Below are 15,219 nucleotides of genomic sequence, written 5' to 3'. Positions count from 1 at the left end.
TTAACTCATTATTTTGTCAGGAGGAATTAGTCTCCAACGATAATTAAAAGTTATTAAAAAAAAGGTCATCAGAATCCTTTTTTTCAGTTATCAGTTAGCCTCCTATCGGAAGAACTGCGTTAACAGTTATCAGTTATGAGTTATTAACTCATTATTTTGTCAGGAGGAATTAGTCTCCAACGATAATTAAAAGTTATTCAGAAAAAGGTCATAAACTAATGCTTAGTAATATTAAGTTATTACGTTCAACAACTGTTTGCGTAGCATTCCGCAGGAAAAGCTGAATGCTAATACATGAATTATTAGGTTATCAGTTATCAGTAACTCAGACTAAAATTGAAGGCAATAAAATATGAAATTTCCTTTTTTCTCCTATTAAAAAGGGAGGGTATCGACCTTATTTATTGGTCATAATTTATTATTTTAGTTCACCCTCTTCTGAAACTTTTGTAGGGAAGTTCCATAAAACCTCCCTACTATTTTTATTAGGATATATTTTGTAGACGTAAAACGAGAATCAAATGTTTCATCAACTATCAAATAATAGTTAATTATTGTCGGGTAAGCATTTCGTGCGGAATGCTGCACAAACAAATGACTATAGCAATCCTAAATATTTGTGAAAATTATGAATCCTGACTCCTGTAGGGGCGAATCGCGATTCGCCCCTACCACCAAAATCTCAAAACTGAAATAGGATTGCTATATATTAATTATTAATTATCCATAATAGGATTGCTATATATTAATTATCAATTATCCATTATTAATTATCAATTATCAATTACTCTTCTACTTCTAATTGAAATGACTGTGGAAAAGCATCAGGTTTAACTAAAATCTTGGCAATTTTTCGATTACGAATTACTTCTACTGCTAAATCTTCTCCGACTAAACTTTTTTCTACTTCTTGTTGAACTTCTGTTGGACTTTTAACTGCTACTCCCCCTACTCTTTGAATCACATCTCCTTGGCGTAAACCAGCTTTTTCTGCTGGAGAATCTTCTATAACTCTTGTAATTACTACACCTTGATTATCCTTAATTTTTGTCTCCAATTGTCTATTAATTTCATCCTTTACTTCGGGAGTTAAATCAACCATTGAAATACCTAAAAATGGATGCTCTACTTTCCCATACAAAAATAATTCATCGGCAATTCTTTTTGCAGTTTCTATCGGAATAGCAAACCCTAATCCCTGAGCATCTGCTCTAATAGCTGTATTAATCCCTATTACTTCACCTTGAGCATTTAAAAGTGGCCCGCCAGAGTTGCCAGGATTAATTGCAGCATCTGTCTGAATAAAACGAACTCGTTTGTCTGGAATACCCACTTGAGAACTGGTTCGATCTATAGCACTAATAATTCCCACTGTTACAGTATTGTCCAAACCTAGAGGATTACCAATAGCGATCGCCCATTGTCCCGGAATTAATTGTTCTGATTTACCCATGGACACCTCTGGCAAATCTGTGGCCTCAATTTTAATGATTGCTATATCAGTTAGTGAGTCCACCGCTTTAACCTGACCATCAAAAACTCGGCCATCTTTTAATGTCACCTTAACTGTATCTGCTCCATCAACCACATGAGCATTGGTAATTAGGCGACCATCAGGACTTATAATTACCCCAGATCCAGTACCACGCTTAACTCGTTCTTCTGGAGCAGGCAAATTTTCCCCAAAGAAGCGTTTTAATAGAGGATTTTTTAAAGCTTCTGGAACTTGAGTTGTTAACTTTTTAGCGGCATCAATACGGACTACTGCGGGACCTACTTTTTCCACTGCTTCGGCAATAAAATTATGGTTAGTGGAGGAAACTAGGCCATTTCCAGAGATTGGATTAGATGGTTGTGTTTGTTCCTTAACTATAGGTATTACATTAGTTTGGTTAAGCAATTTTTTAGTTTCGATATAATCATGGCCTAACCATCCTGTGGCACTACCAATGGACAATAGAGAAAAATATAGAGTTAATTGTTTGAAGGATAAAGTCATTTGTTTTTCCCGCTAGATAATCCTATTTTTAAATATTTGCATAGGAGGGAAGGGGGCGGATATTACCACATTCCCATGAACAAAAACAAGTAAATTGTTGATTTATTTAGTCAGTTGAGGACTATGGATGAAGACTAATATTAAAGAAGTCAGAAGTTGTTTTTGTAAAAAGGATTTACCGAAAAATCAAGGTATAAAGCCTTCTATTTCAAGATAAAAAAAGAAATAATATTTCCTTAGATTCAATCCTTTCGGTTTTAAGCAGAGGTAGTTATCCATTATCCATTATTGATTAATGAAGCCCTACTCCAAAAAGATTTCACCTTAAAAGGTAGGGTTTTAGACTCAATTTTTTTGATCGACAAAATCTTAATATTCCTATTTGAATTAGATTTTAAGCTAAAGAGAGTTTGGCTCAACTGCTATTGTTTAGGTTGACTGGAAGTTTCCAGTAATTTTTATATTAATATCATTATACTTCTACATAACCAGGTACACACTTTCTGGCAAATATCAATAAGATTTTCTATTTTACTTGAAAAATAACTATATAAATTTTGGTGCTAACCATAATTGAGCAGTACCTCATGTTTCAGATTGGCTCTTCAGGAAGTTAAGATTTTTTAATATTGATTAATTATCAGCAACAAAGATAGATATATTTTTATTTTATACTAAAAATTGGCTATGAAGCTATCTGAGTATGGCAGAGAAAAATATATATTATCTAATAATATTTTTCTGGATAATTAGTAATCAAAAAAATTAGATTTTCTATTCTAATGTACTTTTTTTCTCTTCTTTATAACCTCTTACCTATAAAGATTTATTTATTAAGATTCAACTGTAGAAAAGAGAATATATTATCTTCAATAATTAATAATGGATAATTGATAATTACTTCTCCCTAAAAGAAAGAGGATTGAATAAAAGGAAAATAAATTCATTGTTTCTCCTTGATCATGAGAGGCTTTAAACCTTAATTATTCGGTAAGCATTCAGCTAGCTTGCGGTCAGCTAAACCCCTAGGTCGGAACTGCGAAATTCAGCAATTAAAATGAAATATTATAGCTAAAGTTAGTTGATGATGTCCGCTTTTACCTATACTTTTAATTCTCGCTCAACCTCAATTCTAATTGCTCTTAATAACTCCTATAAATGGAATAAAGGAGGAACGCTGAGAGCTAACGGCTGAATACTTTATTATCTAGTGTGATAATTTGAGTTATATTAAATAGGATAAGTAGAGTTAATTTCAGATTATGCCGAGCGCTATTACAAAAAATAAGAAACAACAATTAACACAAACTAAACCACAAAAGCTAATCCTGAATCAGCTATTTTCTCTTGATATAATTGCTCCTGTAATTTTAGGGATTATTGTATTAGTCACATGGGAAATTTCGGTGCGGGTGATGAATATTCCTCCCTATTTATTGCCAGGACCGATATTAGTATTTCAGACAATGATTGAGGAATGGAATTCATTATTTACTTCTTTGCTAATTACTATCAGAATCACAGTTGTTGCTTTGGCAGTAGCAGTATTTTCTGGGGTATTAATTTCGATGTTATTTGCTCAGAATAAATTGATTGAAAGAAGTTTATTTCCTTATGCGGTAATTTTGCAAACTACTCCTATTGTTGCTATTGCTCCTTTGATTATTATTTGGCTTAGAGATAATACTTTTGCAGCATTAATTCTTTGTGCTTGGATTGTCGCATTTTTTCCAATTATTTCTAATACAACTTTGGGATTAAATAGTGTTGATAAAAATTTGAGCGATATGTTTAAATTATATGGGGCTTCTCGTTGGCAAACTCTAATTTATTTGAGATTTCCTAGTGCTTTACCTTATTTTTTAGGAGCGTTAAAAATTAGTGGTGGTTTAGCATTAATTGGGGCAGTAGTTGCTGAGTTTGTTGCAGGTACGGGAGGCGCTCGTTCTGGTATTGCTTATCAGATTTTAATGTCTAGTTATAATTTGCAAATTCCCAGAATGTTTGCTGCTTTATTTTTAACGACGGGTTTAGGAATAGCTATCTTTGTTTTGTTTACTTTTTTGTCAGATTTTCTGTTAAAAGATTGGCATGAAAGTGCTGTGAAAAAAGATAGTTGATACTATAGCTTTAAGCATTCAGCTATCAGCTATCAGCTATCAGCTAAAGAATATTTGATTTTCTGGAGATATCTATTAATAATTAGCAATCGCCTCCATCACAACACCTTGTTTATCTGAGTTAAACTGTAATATTTTATTGTAGGGGTTTTGTCTCCAAACCGAAGTCAAATGGAATTTGAAAATTAAACCCCTACAATTTTTTTCACAAATCATTTAGGACTGCTATATCTATTAATAACCTACTCAAGCAGACAAAATATATAATCCTGATTCAACATTCTTAGGTAAAATTTCCCGACTACTTTTAACTCCTTGACTTTCGCACAACGCAGCAAATTCTTGTAAACTATCTAGTCTTGCGGATAGTTCGCTTAAGGTATCTAAATATTCGGCAATAGCTATTTGTTGATTTAGCCAAATTTGATTATATCTTTCTCGAGCATAAGACATTTTTAATTCTACTTCTGCCTCATTTTTCTGTCGTCGAATTTGGTCAGTTTTTAAGTTAGCATCTCCTGGAGAAATTTGTTTAATTCTAGCGACTCTTTCAGGAGTAATATATTGTTGAAATGGCTCAGTAGCGAAACGGTAAGCTGTGGCTAATTCAGACTTATGATTACTATTAATTAATTCATTGCCCCAAGTTTGAGCGACTTGTTGAAATTTCGGAACTTCTTCAGCAAGTAATTGTTTTGCTTCTTGATGTTGCCCTATTTCTAATAGTAGATTTCCTTCTGTTGCTGTTGCTACTGCCCAACCTTGAATGGCAATGTCGGTATTTAACATTAATTCTGCATCTAATTCTGGAGTAGACTGCATTGCTTGACTTGCTAAAAATAATCTAACTGCTGAAGTTGTTTTTAATGCTTGTCTGCGCGATTCATTTGGGAAGAGTTTTATGTAGTTTAATTCTGCATTTAAGGTCGCAATTTCTTTGATTAACATAGCTTTATGAATATTGGAAATTGCTTTGGCAAGGCTTTCTTGTTTTTGCCGACTATCTTGAACTAATAAATACAAATAAGCTAGTTGTCCGGAAACAGTATTTAAACGATTATCTAGATGATTCAAACCTTGTAAAACAACTGTAAAACCTTCTGTAATTTTATTGTCGAGATTTTTGAAACCAGCTTCTACTCTGGCAAAACCAGTTTCCATTGTTTGTTGCAGATGACCTAAACTTTTCTGGATTTGATGTAGTTGAAAACCCATATAAGCAAAGCCAGCAATACTTACTCCCAGATTTAAAATACTAGATCCGGCAGCAATTTGAGTTAATCCCATTACTTGAGATAAAGATTGTTGAATACCTAATAATTGATGGTAATTGATGCCATTACGAATAATCCCACTTCCACTTGATATAGGTGTCAAAGGTAAGTTGATTAATTGGTTAGTAACTCCTGGTGTTTCGACTAAGTGTTTAACAATTTTACCTGCTTTTTCTGTACCAGCAGACCATCGAATCACGCTACCATAACGAGTCATTTCTCCAGTTAGTAAGCCTTGGATAATTTCTTGGTTATTGACTAAAAGTTCGGTGTTAATAATCATTTGTGTTTCTCCTAAAGTTAACGGCTATAAACATCAAGGTTTCCGTAAGCTTCTATTTGTAAACGAGGTGATATTTCTTGAATTTTTGCATTAGTTAAGTATAAGTTGCTAAAAGCATCATAACGGTCTAATTGATTGACATTAGCTTTAAATCTCTCATCGGCTTGATTTAATTCTATGGTAATTAAAAAAATGTCATATTCTGAGGGTTCTATTGCTTTGAATTGGTGATTTAGATTAGTTAATTTTGGTAATAGTTTATCTTTGGTATCTTGCCGTAAGTATTGGGTAGCATCATAGAGTTGTTCGCTATTTTCTTTATTGATTTTTTCTCCGGTTGTTAACGAGTCAATCAGCGATTTATTGGAAGCAGAAACAACTAATACTAATAAGTAGGGTTGTTTTGGTGGGGATGGTGTGTTGGAAGTAGGATCTGATGTTTGTGGTAGTTGTTTTTGTGGGTGTATTGTGTTGGAATTAGGATCTGATGTTTGAGAGGGTGTTTGTGAAAATGTATTGTTGATTTCTTGAGTAGGTTTGGGTGAATCATTAAGTTTATAAATGAAGAAACCAACTGCTGTTATGACAAAGGCAATTAGTACAATAAATTCTGTGCTAGTAGTCCTAAAATTTGGATTAATTCGACTTAATAAACTATTGATTTTTTGAGACAAGGGATTATCTATGATAGTGTTCCGACACACACCAAATATGTCTGATTGTTTTTTTGGTGTTTTACTCTCTTCCCAAAGATAAGTGATTAAACTTTCTATAATATGTTGTTTGTATCCTTGGCAAATATAATGAGTTATCTGGTAATCAAAACCTAACTCCTGACACCAAAAGCTAACAGCATTATCTAAAACCAAATGAAACTCTTCAGTCTTGTTTTTCTGATTTTCATCCTTAACTTTATTAGCAATCTTATCTAATGTGTTAGTAAAATTGTTTAGCATTTTAATTCAATTTAACTGCCGATAAAAGTACAAGTTATTTTCGGAAAAAAACGAGATTGATAGTCCTGCATAGTAATGGTATATAGGAAAAAAGAATACCTAGGAGGGGAGCAAAATACTCCCCCTATTCTCGTAACAAACATTCCCGAAAAATCCAATACCATTACAATGCAACACCATCAGATTAATTAATCTCTGGAATTATTCTCTAACTTTTTCCTAGCTTCAGTAATCAGATTTTTTTCAACTTCAAAACTATCCCAAAACTGTTTTTGCTCCTCAAAATTTAATTCAATTAACCTTAACTGTTCGTCTAAAGTTCGTTCGGCTGAATTTATAATATCGATTGCCGATTCTTCAAAGAGATTACTGACATAATCTAACCTATTAATAATCCAATTACGCAAAATATCCCACAAACTATCTTTTCCTTTTTCAACACCACTTAACCATTGTTCACCCATTAATTTTGGAGAGGGTAAAAATAGTTCTATATACTCAATATCTTCATAAACATCACGGGTTCTTTCTTCAGTATCGGTATATTCTACAGGACGACTTCTAGTTCTGGTTTTAGTTTGTTTTAAACAGGAACCAGATTTGTATTCTTCAGTATAAGTTTCATTTCTGGTTTTAGTTACATTTTCATAATAAGTTTCCGTACCAACAACTTCTGATTCTTGTGTCCGATTTTGTTGAATATTATCTGGAAGCTCAAACAACTTTTCTGGTAAAGTTAGAACATTTTTAGCTAATTTTTTGCGGAGGTCTTTAATAACAAATTCCTCAAGATTAATAGCAGCTAACTCTTTTTCTGATAGACAAACTTTTAACCTTTTCAGTTGATCATTTACTAAAGATTGTAAACCCTCCTCAAACTGTTTTGCTTTTGTTTGCAGAGTAAATTCTGCCCTCGCTTTCATACCTTGGCGCATTGTATGATATAGCAGTCTAACGTACTTTTCATCATGTTCTAATTCCTTAATTTCTGACTCATCATCAGCACGAACTTTCCGATAAAAAGCATCTGATTTATTCTCAAATTTCTCTAGCCTCCGACTCACATTATCATAAGACTTAGCAATATCTTTTGCTAATCCAGGATTAATAACTTCCTTTAATTTCTCCTCAATATTATAGGCTGATTCATTATTTCCAAAAGCATCGCGCATCGGTACAATTAGACATTTTGTTAAATCTCCTTCCACTTCTGCTACAGCATCAAAAATTAGAGAAAAACCCTGATACCCTTTTTTTTCAGCATCTTGTTTAATTTTAATTCTAATTTTTGGGTCGTCTGTTTTTAATCCTTCTATATATTCTTCAACTTCCTTCTGAAAGTCTTTGCCAATTCGTTTTACATTTTTCTGTAAGTCTTGGCGAATTTTCGTAATTTTCTCTCTTGCTGTTTTAACCTGTTCTTGATTGTCAATTTTGCGAATTTCAATCAAATTATTTAGAGATGCGTCTAAGACATCAAAATTATTAAATACATCTAATAAAGCTGGCAAAATCACTAATTCTGAAAAAGACTCTTTAATCCTGTTGTTAATACAACTCCATAATGCCTCCCCGCCACTCCATTTCAAAGCATAAAATCTAATTCGGCGCATTTGATAATCATCTGGCGGATTACCTAATTCCAAATTATCTTCACGCTCCCGAAACCAATTTTTTACAGTTAAATCTCCATCAGTATTTTGCTTAATGACTTTGGCACAATCTTCAAATAAAGCCTTAATAAATTTTGTTCTTTCCACTGAACTAACTGTTGATTCACTTCTTAAAGCTGTAGCTCCCCAAGCACATTGAGCATAATATAAAAGTCGAGCATTAAAAGGAATTACATCTGGTAATTCTGGCAAATATAATTCTTGTTGAATCTCCTTTTTCAACTGTTCCAAACGTACCTCTAAAGGTAAATCATCCGCCCCTCTATTATCGACTCGATTCAAAATAAAAATCATCCAATCTGTACGCCCTTGAAAATATTCAACAACCCGTTTTAACTCTCCCAATAATTTCTGTCGGTGTTGTTCATCTACCTGTAAATAATCTAGAGCAAACTAAAAGCCTTCCCTACTAATGGTTGAATAACTTGTAAATTTGCTCGGTCTTGTACAGATTTTAAACCAGGCAAATCTAAAAAATCTATTCCTATTCCTTCAGGTAAACCAGACAAACTTAAATCATTAGCAGGCAACAAAGGAATATAAACTTGAATTTGTGGAGCAATACATTCTTTTTTCTTCCTTTGTTCGTGGTAACTGTGCATAACTACCCGAATTTTTTGATAGATTTCCTCATCTGTTAAATCTATCCATTCTCCTGTTTCCCAAACTGCATCAGATGTCTCTTCAATAATTAACTTTCGCTCCTGAGAATGTTTAAGCGTTAAAACTCCCCCACTCATTTCTCCTGCTTCAATAGGTGCAATTTTTCTACCCATCAAAGCATTAATAATAGTTGACTTTCCTGATGAAGTTGTACCAATAGTAGCAATAGATAAACTGGGATTTTCTAGACGTTTTGTTGCTCCTTGATAAGCTGAATTAAAATCATCTAACTTACGACTTATAGTCTCATCTGCAAAAACTTCCGGTGCAGCATTCACTATATTAGAAAGAGAATTTCCTAATTCTTCAAGTAAGTTTCGGGCACTATCTAATTTTGACTGAGTATCCATGGTATTTATTGCTAAATTTACCCACTATATCTATTAAAACATAAATTATGTTAAATCCACCCATCAAAAAGTTCTTTTCTACCATCCCCTCTAACCTTCAAAACTTATCTTATTAAAGCAGGTGGTAAATCTATAAACGATGCACCAGCTCCATTATAAATTGGTAATCCTAAAATATTTGAACTATCATAATGAGTAGGTGGTGGTGTCAATTTTTAATATAATTACAGCAGTTTTTTATAGGCAGACAAAAGTAAGGATGTTCTATGCAACATCCCTACAAATTTCCTGTTTATTACCAGTTATTTAACTGCTAACTAATAACTGAATTTACTCACACCGCCAAATTTTCACAGTATTGTCACTACTACCACTCACAATAGTATTATCATCGGCACTAATCGCTACAGAATTTACATCCTTAGAATGTCCGGTCAAAGTATCAATAACTTCTCCAGTTTCCATATTCCAAACCTTAATACTTTTATCTGCACTACCACTAATAATTGTTTTTTTATCCAAACAAATTACAGACCTAACCCAATCAGAATGCCCAGTAATTGTTTTGATTAATTTACATTTTTCTACAGACCATAATTTAATAGTTTTATCGCTACTACCACTCACTAAAACTTTACCATCAGGACGAAAAGCAATCGTATTAATATCTCTATTGTGTCCAACTAATTCACTAATTAACTTACCCGTTTCTACATCCCAAAATTTAATAATATTATCGCTACTGCCACTAGCAAGAATTTTCCCATCAGGACTAAAAGTAACTACATTTATTCCCCGTGAATTTTTAATACTGTACAAAAGTTGACAACTTTCTTGATGCCAAATTTTAATAGTTCGGTCGTCACTTCCACTAGCAATAAATGCTCCATTAGGACTAAATGCTACTGGCATTGAAACAATAGAATCAGAGTGTCTAGATAAACTACAACTTACCGTACCTTTAGCCAAATCCCAAATATTAATTACCCCACCAACATTGCCAATAGCTAAGATATTACTTTGAGAATTAAAAGCAATTGATAACACTACATTAGAAGCTACAAAAGAGTCTAATAATTCTCCTGTAGATAACTTCCATAATTTAATAGTTCGGTCAAAACTACCACTAGCAATTATTTGATTATCAGGACTAATAGCAACTGATGAAACTGAGCTTAAATGACCAGAAATAGTTTGAGGTTTTCCCCAAGAATGAAGATGTAATCCTGGTACATGAGTAGTATCTTTAAGAGAAATTTTTGGCTGTGAAATTTTGAGTAAATTTGGTGTGGGTGGGGGTGGGAGTGGTAATTTCCCATAATTCAAATCTTTTAAAACATCTGTAGCAGATTGATAACGTTTATTTGTCGCTTCAGCAATTAATTTATCGAGAATATTTCCCAGTTTTTCGCTGACAGGATTATCAACTAAATAATCTCGCCATACCCATTTATTTTCTCCAGTATCAAATAGTTGAAATGGGGAAACATTGGTCAGTAAATAAATACAAGTTACACCTAAACTATATAGGTCGCTGGCAAAATTTGCTTTACCTTTGAGTTGTTCTGGAGCAACATATTCGGGAGTGCCAATGATTGTACCTGTTCTTAATAATGCTGTACCTGTTAACTCTTTTGCTGCACCAAAATCTACTAATACTAATTGATTCCTAAATCCAGTTTTATAGGCAGAATTTGATTGTAAACGACGAATAATATTTTCTGGTTTAATATCCCTATGAATAATTTTATGAGAATGAATAAATTCTAGGACTGGTAAAAGACTATTTAATAGTTCTCGAATCTGATATTCTGAAAATGTTCCCTCTGTTTCTAAGATTTGAGCTAAGTTTTTTCCAGGGATAAATTCTTGTACTAAATATTGACAAGAATCATCATGTAAATTTGCTAATAGTTCAGCTATCTGAGGATGTTTTACTAAACTATCTAATTTTTCTGCTTCTTGTTCAAATAGTTGGATTGCTTTTTTTACATCTGCATCATTTTGTGATATAAAATAAAACTGTTTAATAACACATGGTGGTTTAGATGGTTTGTCTTCATCTACTGCTAAATAAGTTTTGCTGAAGCCTCCCTGACCAATCATTTTGATGGCTCGATAGCGGTCTTTTAGTACTAACATAGAACTACAACTGAGACAGATTCTTGTATCACATAGGTTGTTGGGATTTTTGCAATTCTCTTTAAGGCAGTAAATCATATTTCTTCTTTTCGCCAATATTGTATTTGTTGCTTTAGTAGTTAGTAACATTTTGTCAGCACTCCTGATAATTTATTTCTAGATCGCTATAGAAAAATACATTTTAAAACAGTGACTGAGTATCCAATATTAGCTATCTTCTCTGAGTGAGGTTAGATTGCAATTTTAGTTGGTAATTTTATGCAATTTGAAAAAAGAATACTATACTTGGGTGAAACTTTAATTATTAGAGTTGTCGCTAAATAGAGGGAAAAAATCGCTCAAACCTAGACAGGAAAATAATTACCAGCATTTTGAGTTGCCAATAGCTATAATCCTTACATAATAAGGTTTTGGGGATTTTTTAAGTTATAAAGCGACAAGTCTATTAAGTAACTAACACTGCTCAAATAGCTTTTTTGATAATTATTAGCTAGTAGGTTTTTATAGCAGTTTTCATGTTTTTTAGACTACAGAGATTTGGGTTTAAAGGAAGAAGGAAGAAATTTTGTAGTCTACCTTTGTGAAAACTGCTAATAAGTAACTAACGCTGGTCAAATAGCTTTTTTAATAATTATTAGCCACTAGGTTTTTAATTATTCTTATGTTGACCAGAAAATAAGGTCTAAAGCCTCCCCTTTTAAGGGGATGAAAAAAATCAACTTCAGTATTTCAAGCCTCCCTATTTCATAGAGTTACTGATAACTGATAACTGATAACTGAAATGACTACTCCCCTACTCCCCTACTCCCCCTACTCCCTCACTCCCCTACCCCCCTACTCAAGAATAAATATTTATCAAATTATTATTACTCCTGTCGCCAAATTTTAATAGTATTATCACTACTACCACTAGCTAAACTCTTTCCGTCTCTAGAAAAAGTAACAGAATTAACATATTTTAAATGACCTTCTAAATTTCCAATTTGCCGACCTGTTTTTCTATGCCAAATTTTAATAGTTCCGTCCTCACTACCACTAGCAATAATATCTCCTTGAGGACTAAAAACTACTTGACGAACATCACTAGAATGTCCTTCAAAAGTTTGTAATATTTCACCCCGATCTATTTGCCAAATTTTAATATTTCTATCCCGACCGCCACTAGCTAATATTTTCCCATCAGGACTAAAAGCAAGTGCATAAATATAATGTACTCCCTGATAATAATTACATAGATTTTTAACAGTATTACCTAAACTTAAATCCCAAATTTTAATAGTATTATCTTCACTACTACTCGCCAAAGTTTTCCCATCAGGACTAAAAGCGATCGCCCGCACTGGTCGTGAATGTCCGCTCAAAGTCATCATTACCTTCCCAAAGTTAGCATCATAAATATCATCCCCAAGTCGCCAAATTTTCACATTTTTATCTTTACTCGCACTAGCTAAAGTTTTGCCGTCTGGGTGAAAAGCGATCGCCGTTACTCCTCCAGAATGACCAAAATATTCTCCTCTACCCCAGTCACCTAGAATGCAAAGCAGTTTTCCCGTATTAATTTCCCAAAGTCTAATAGTTTTGTCATCACTCCCACTTGCTAATATTTTCCCATCCGGACTAAAAGCAACGGAGTTGACATAACCGGAATGTCCGCGCATAGTCAATATTTCTCTACCACTATCGACTTCCCACAACTTAATAGTTTCATCCTCGCTCCCACTTGCTACAATTTTGTCATCCTTACTAAAAGCAACGGAGCAAACCCATTTTTGATGACCGATGAGAGTATGTAGACATTTCCAAGTTTGACTCGGTAAAGGTGCAGGCGTAACTTTTGGTGTTTGGAGAGCAGTTTTATCTTGAATAAGAGTTAAATTAACTGGAGCATCTGCACCTAGAGTTTCCATAACTTCATCAACAGACTGATAACGACGGTTAACTGCATTTTCTACCAGTTTATCCAAAACATCACCCAATTTTTCACTCACAGAATTATTCTGTAAATAACGTCGCCATACCCATGTTCCCTCACCCACATCAAATAATTCAAATGGGGAAACTTTGGTTAATAGATGCAAGCAAGTTACCCCCAAACTATATAAGTCGCTGGCAAATACTGCCTTCCCTCGGTTTTGTTCGGGAGCAGTATATTCAGGAGTGCCGATAGTTGTACCTGTTTTGAGGAGCGCAGTACCCAGAGCATATTTAGCAGCACCAAAGTCTACCAATACTAACTGGCGATCGCTATTTTGACGGCGAATAATATTTTCTGGTTTGATGTCGCGGTGAATAACATTATGAGAATGAATAAACCCCACCACTGGTAGTAAATTTTTCAGTAAACCCCTAATTTCCTCTTCCTTATAGGGCGCTTCAATGTTCAGCCCTTCAGCTAAGTTTTGTCCAGGGATAAATTCTTGTACTAAATATTGTCGCCCATCTTGAGTAAAGTGGGCCATGAGTTCAGGAATTTGGGAATGTTTGCCCAACTGGTCTAACCTCGTAGCTTCTTTTTCAAATAATTCGGCAGCTTTGTTAATATTATTTGTGCCTTGTGCAGCGGGAAAAAATTGTTTAATGACGCAGTAGGGTCTGGAGGGTTTGTCTTCGTCGATAGCTAAAAATGTTCTGCCAAAACCTCCTTGACCAATTAGGTTTAAGGGGCGATAGCGGTCTTTAAGTAATAGTTTTGAACCGCAATTTTGGCAATATTTATTAGAGTCTGGGTTTTCGGGAATTTGACAGTTGGGGTTGAGGCAATAACTCATGCCGATAGATTTTTAGCTAACGATTATATTGATTATATTTGCAGGATTTTTGCAAGTTTTTTCCTTACTATATAATAGTTTTTGTGAGGATTTGCTGAAATTAAGCATAAATTAATTTTTCTATTTTTTGAAAGCTCGTAGTAAGGCTTCACCCCTATCTATGCTAGTTGCTCAAGCCCTACTAAAAACAAATCCAAAATAAGATTAGAAGTGGAAGAAGAAGATGAATAATTTCGATCGGGCAACAGTTGAATTACAGAGGTTTTCATTTCAGTAGACCACAGTAGGGACGTTGCATGCAACGTCCCTACAAGGTTTGGGTTGTGGCGATGTGGTTCATCAATTTGAAAAGCGCTGTAAATAATATTTTTCAGCAACATCTACAAAAAATTGCTCCTACTAGATCGTTATTAGATTGGAATCAGAAAAAGCTGCAAAATTTTTATCTTCATGCTTAATTACCTGCTACTAAGAATGAAATAGCTGAATATTTACAGAAGTGCCAGGATGAAAAAGGTCAGCAGTATCGGATATCTATACAGCGGTTTTCATTTCAATAGACCACAGTAGGGGCGATTAGGGTTTGCGGAGCATTCCGGCACGGAAATCGCCCCTACAGGGTTTTGGTTATGACGATGTGGTTTATCCATCTGAAAAGTGCTGTAATATACAATCCCGATAATTACTATAGCTTGCGTCCGCAGCGACTGGAACGGAGTGGAAGGTTTGCGGAGCATTCCGGAACGGATAGCAATCTCAGGGGTCCCACGAGATTGCTTCCGCTTCGTCGCAATGACAACTGTTCAACCGGATTTTATATAAAAAGTAAAGTTAGTAATCATCTATTTACCTGCACGGGATGGGTTTTTTTCAGTTATCAGTTATCAGTTATCAGTTATCAGCACGAAATTAACGTTACTGTAGGGGCGGGTTTTTTCAGTTATCAGTTATCAGTTATCAGCACGAAATTAACGTTACTGTAGGGGCGGGT

General features: G+C 34.1%; 10 protein-coding genes. 2 read left to right on the top strand and 8 right to left on the bottom strand.

Translation table 11 applies throughout. The features are described 5' to 3' along the window. Positions 1 to 784 precede the first annotated feature (784 nt). On the bottom strand, positions 785 to 1,999 hold the full coding sequence (locus tag ACP6PK_RS18370) for an HhoA/HhoB/HtrA family serine endopeptidase (protein ID WP_426561513.1): 1,215 nt from the start codon (positions 1,997 to 1,999) through the stop codon (positions 785 to 787). An 869-nt stretch (positions 2,000 to 2,868) separates the two neighbouring features. Next, positions 2,869 to 2,946, bottom strand: coding sequence for a DUF4896 domain-containing protein (locus ACP6PK_RS18365; protein ID WP_426561634.1), 78 nt, complete (start codon positions 2,944 to 2,946; stop codon positions 2,869 to 2,871). 315 nt (positions 2,947 to 3,261) lie between these two features. On the opposite strand from ACP6PK_RS18365, the gene ACP6PK_RS18360 reads away from it, so the two are divergent. Beyond that, a complete protein-coding gene (locus tag ACP6PK_RS18360; RefSeq protein ID WP_426561511.1) occupies positions 3,262 to 4,119 on the top strand; it encodes an ABC transporter permease in 858 nt (285 codons plus the stop codon). A 246-nt stretch (positions 4,120 to 4,365) separates the two neighbouring features. Here ACP6PK_RS18360 and ACP6PK_RS18355 read toward each other — a convergent pair whose 3' ends face one another. The 6 genes from ACP6PK_RS18355 to ACP6PK_RS18330 all read right to left on the bottom strand — a co-directional run bounded on the left by ACP6PK_RS18355 (position 4,366) and on the right by ACP6PK_RS18330 (position 14,228). Further along, positions 4,366 to 5,676, bottom strand: coding sequence for a hypothetical protein (locus ACP6PK_RS18355; protein ID WP_426561509.1), 1,311 nt, complete (start codon positions 5,674 to 5,676; stop codon positions 4,366 to 4,368). A 17-nt stretch (positions 5,677 to 5,693) separates the two neighbouring features. Next, positions 5,694 to 6,632, bottom strand: a complete 939-nt coding sequence (locus ACP6PK_RS18350; RefSeq protein WP_426561507.1) for a hypothetical protein — start codon at positions 6,630 to 6,632, stop codon at positions 5,694 to 5,696. Positions 6,633 to 6,820: 188 nt separating this feature from the next. Continuing rightward, complete coding sequence (locus ACP6PK_RS18345; RefSeq protein ID WP_426561505.1) at positions 6,821 to 8,650, bottom strand: dynamin family protein; 1,830 nt, start codon at positions 8,648 to 8,650, stop codon at positions 6,821 to 6,823. 38 nt (positions 8,651 to 8,688) lie between these two features. Next, positions 8,689 to 9,318: a dynamin family protein gene (locus tag ACP6PK_RS18340; RefSeq protein ID WP_426561503.1), complete on the bottom strand. Its 630-nt coding sequence runs from the start codon at positions 9,316 to 9,318 to the stop codon at positions 8,689 to 8,691. A 330-nt stretch (positions 9,319 to 9,648) separates the two neighbouring features. Further along, positions 9,649 to 11,460 carry a protein kinase domain-containing protein gene (locus ACP6PK_RS18335; RefSeq protein ID WP_426561501.1) on the bottom strand — a complete coding sequence of 604 codons (1,812 nt, stop codon included), beginning with the start codon at positions 11,458 to 11,460 and terminating at the stop codon, positions 9,649 to 9,651. 866 nt (positions 11,461 to 12,326) lie between these two features. Then, positions 12,327 to 14,228, bottom strand: coding sequence for a WD40 domain-containing protein (locus ACP6PK_RS18330; RefSeq protein ID WP_426561499.1), 1,902 nt, complete (start codon positions 14,226 to 14,228; stop codon positions 12,327 to 12,329). A gap of 296 nt (positions 14,229 to 14,524) precedes the next feature. On the opposite strand from ACP6PK_RS18330, the gene ACP6PK_RS18325 reads away from it, so the two are divergent. Then, entirely contained in the window at positions 14,525 to 14,686 is a 162-nt protein-coding gene (locus ACP6PK_RS18325) for a hypothetical protein (RefSeq protein ID WP_426561497.1), read from the top strand. Positions 14,687 to 15,219 lie beyond the last annotated feature (533 nt).

The sequence above is a fragment of the Dapis hubbardiae BLCC-M172 genome (assembly GCF_050016015.1).
In the GTDB taxonomy this organism is placed as follows: domain Bacteria; phylum Cyanobacteriota; class Cyanobacteriia; order Cyanobacteriales; family Microcoleaceae; genus Trichodesmium.
The sequence above is the reverse complement of the archived record's forward strand: the minus strand, read 5'-3'. Positions and strand labels throughout refer to the sequence as shown.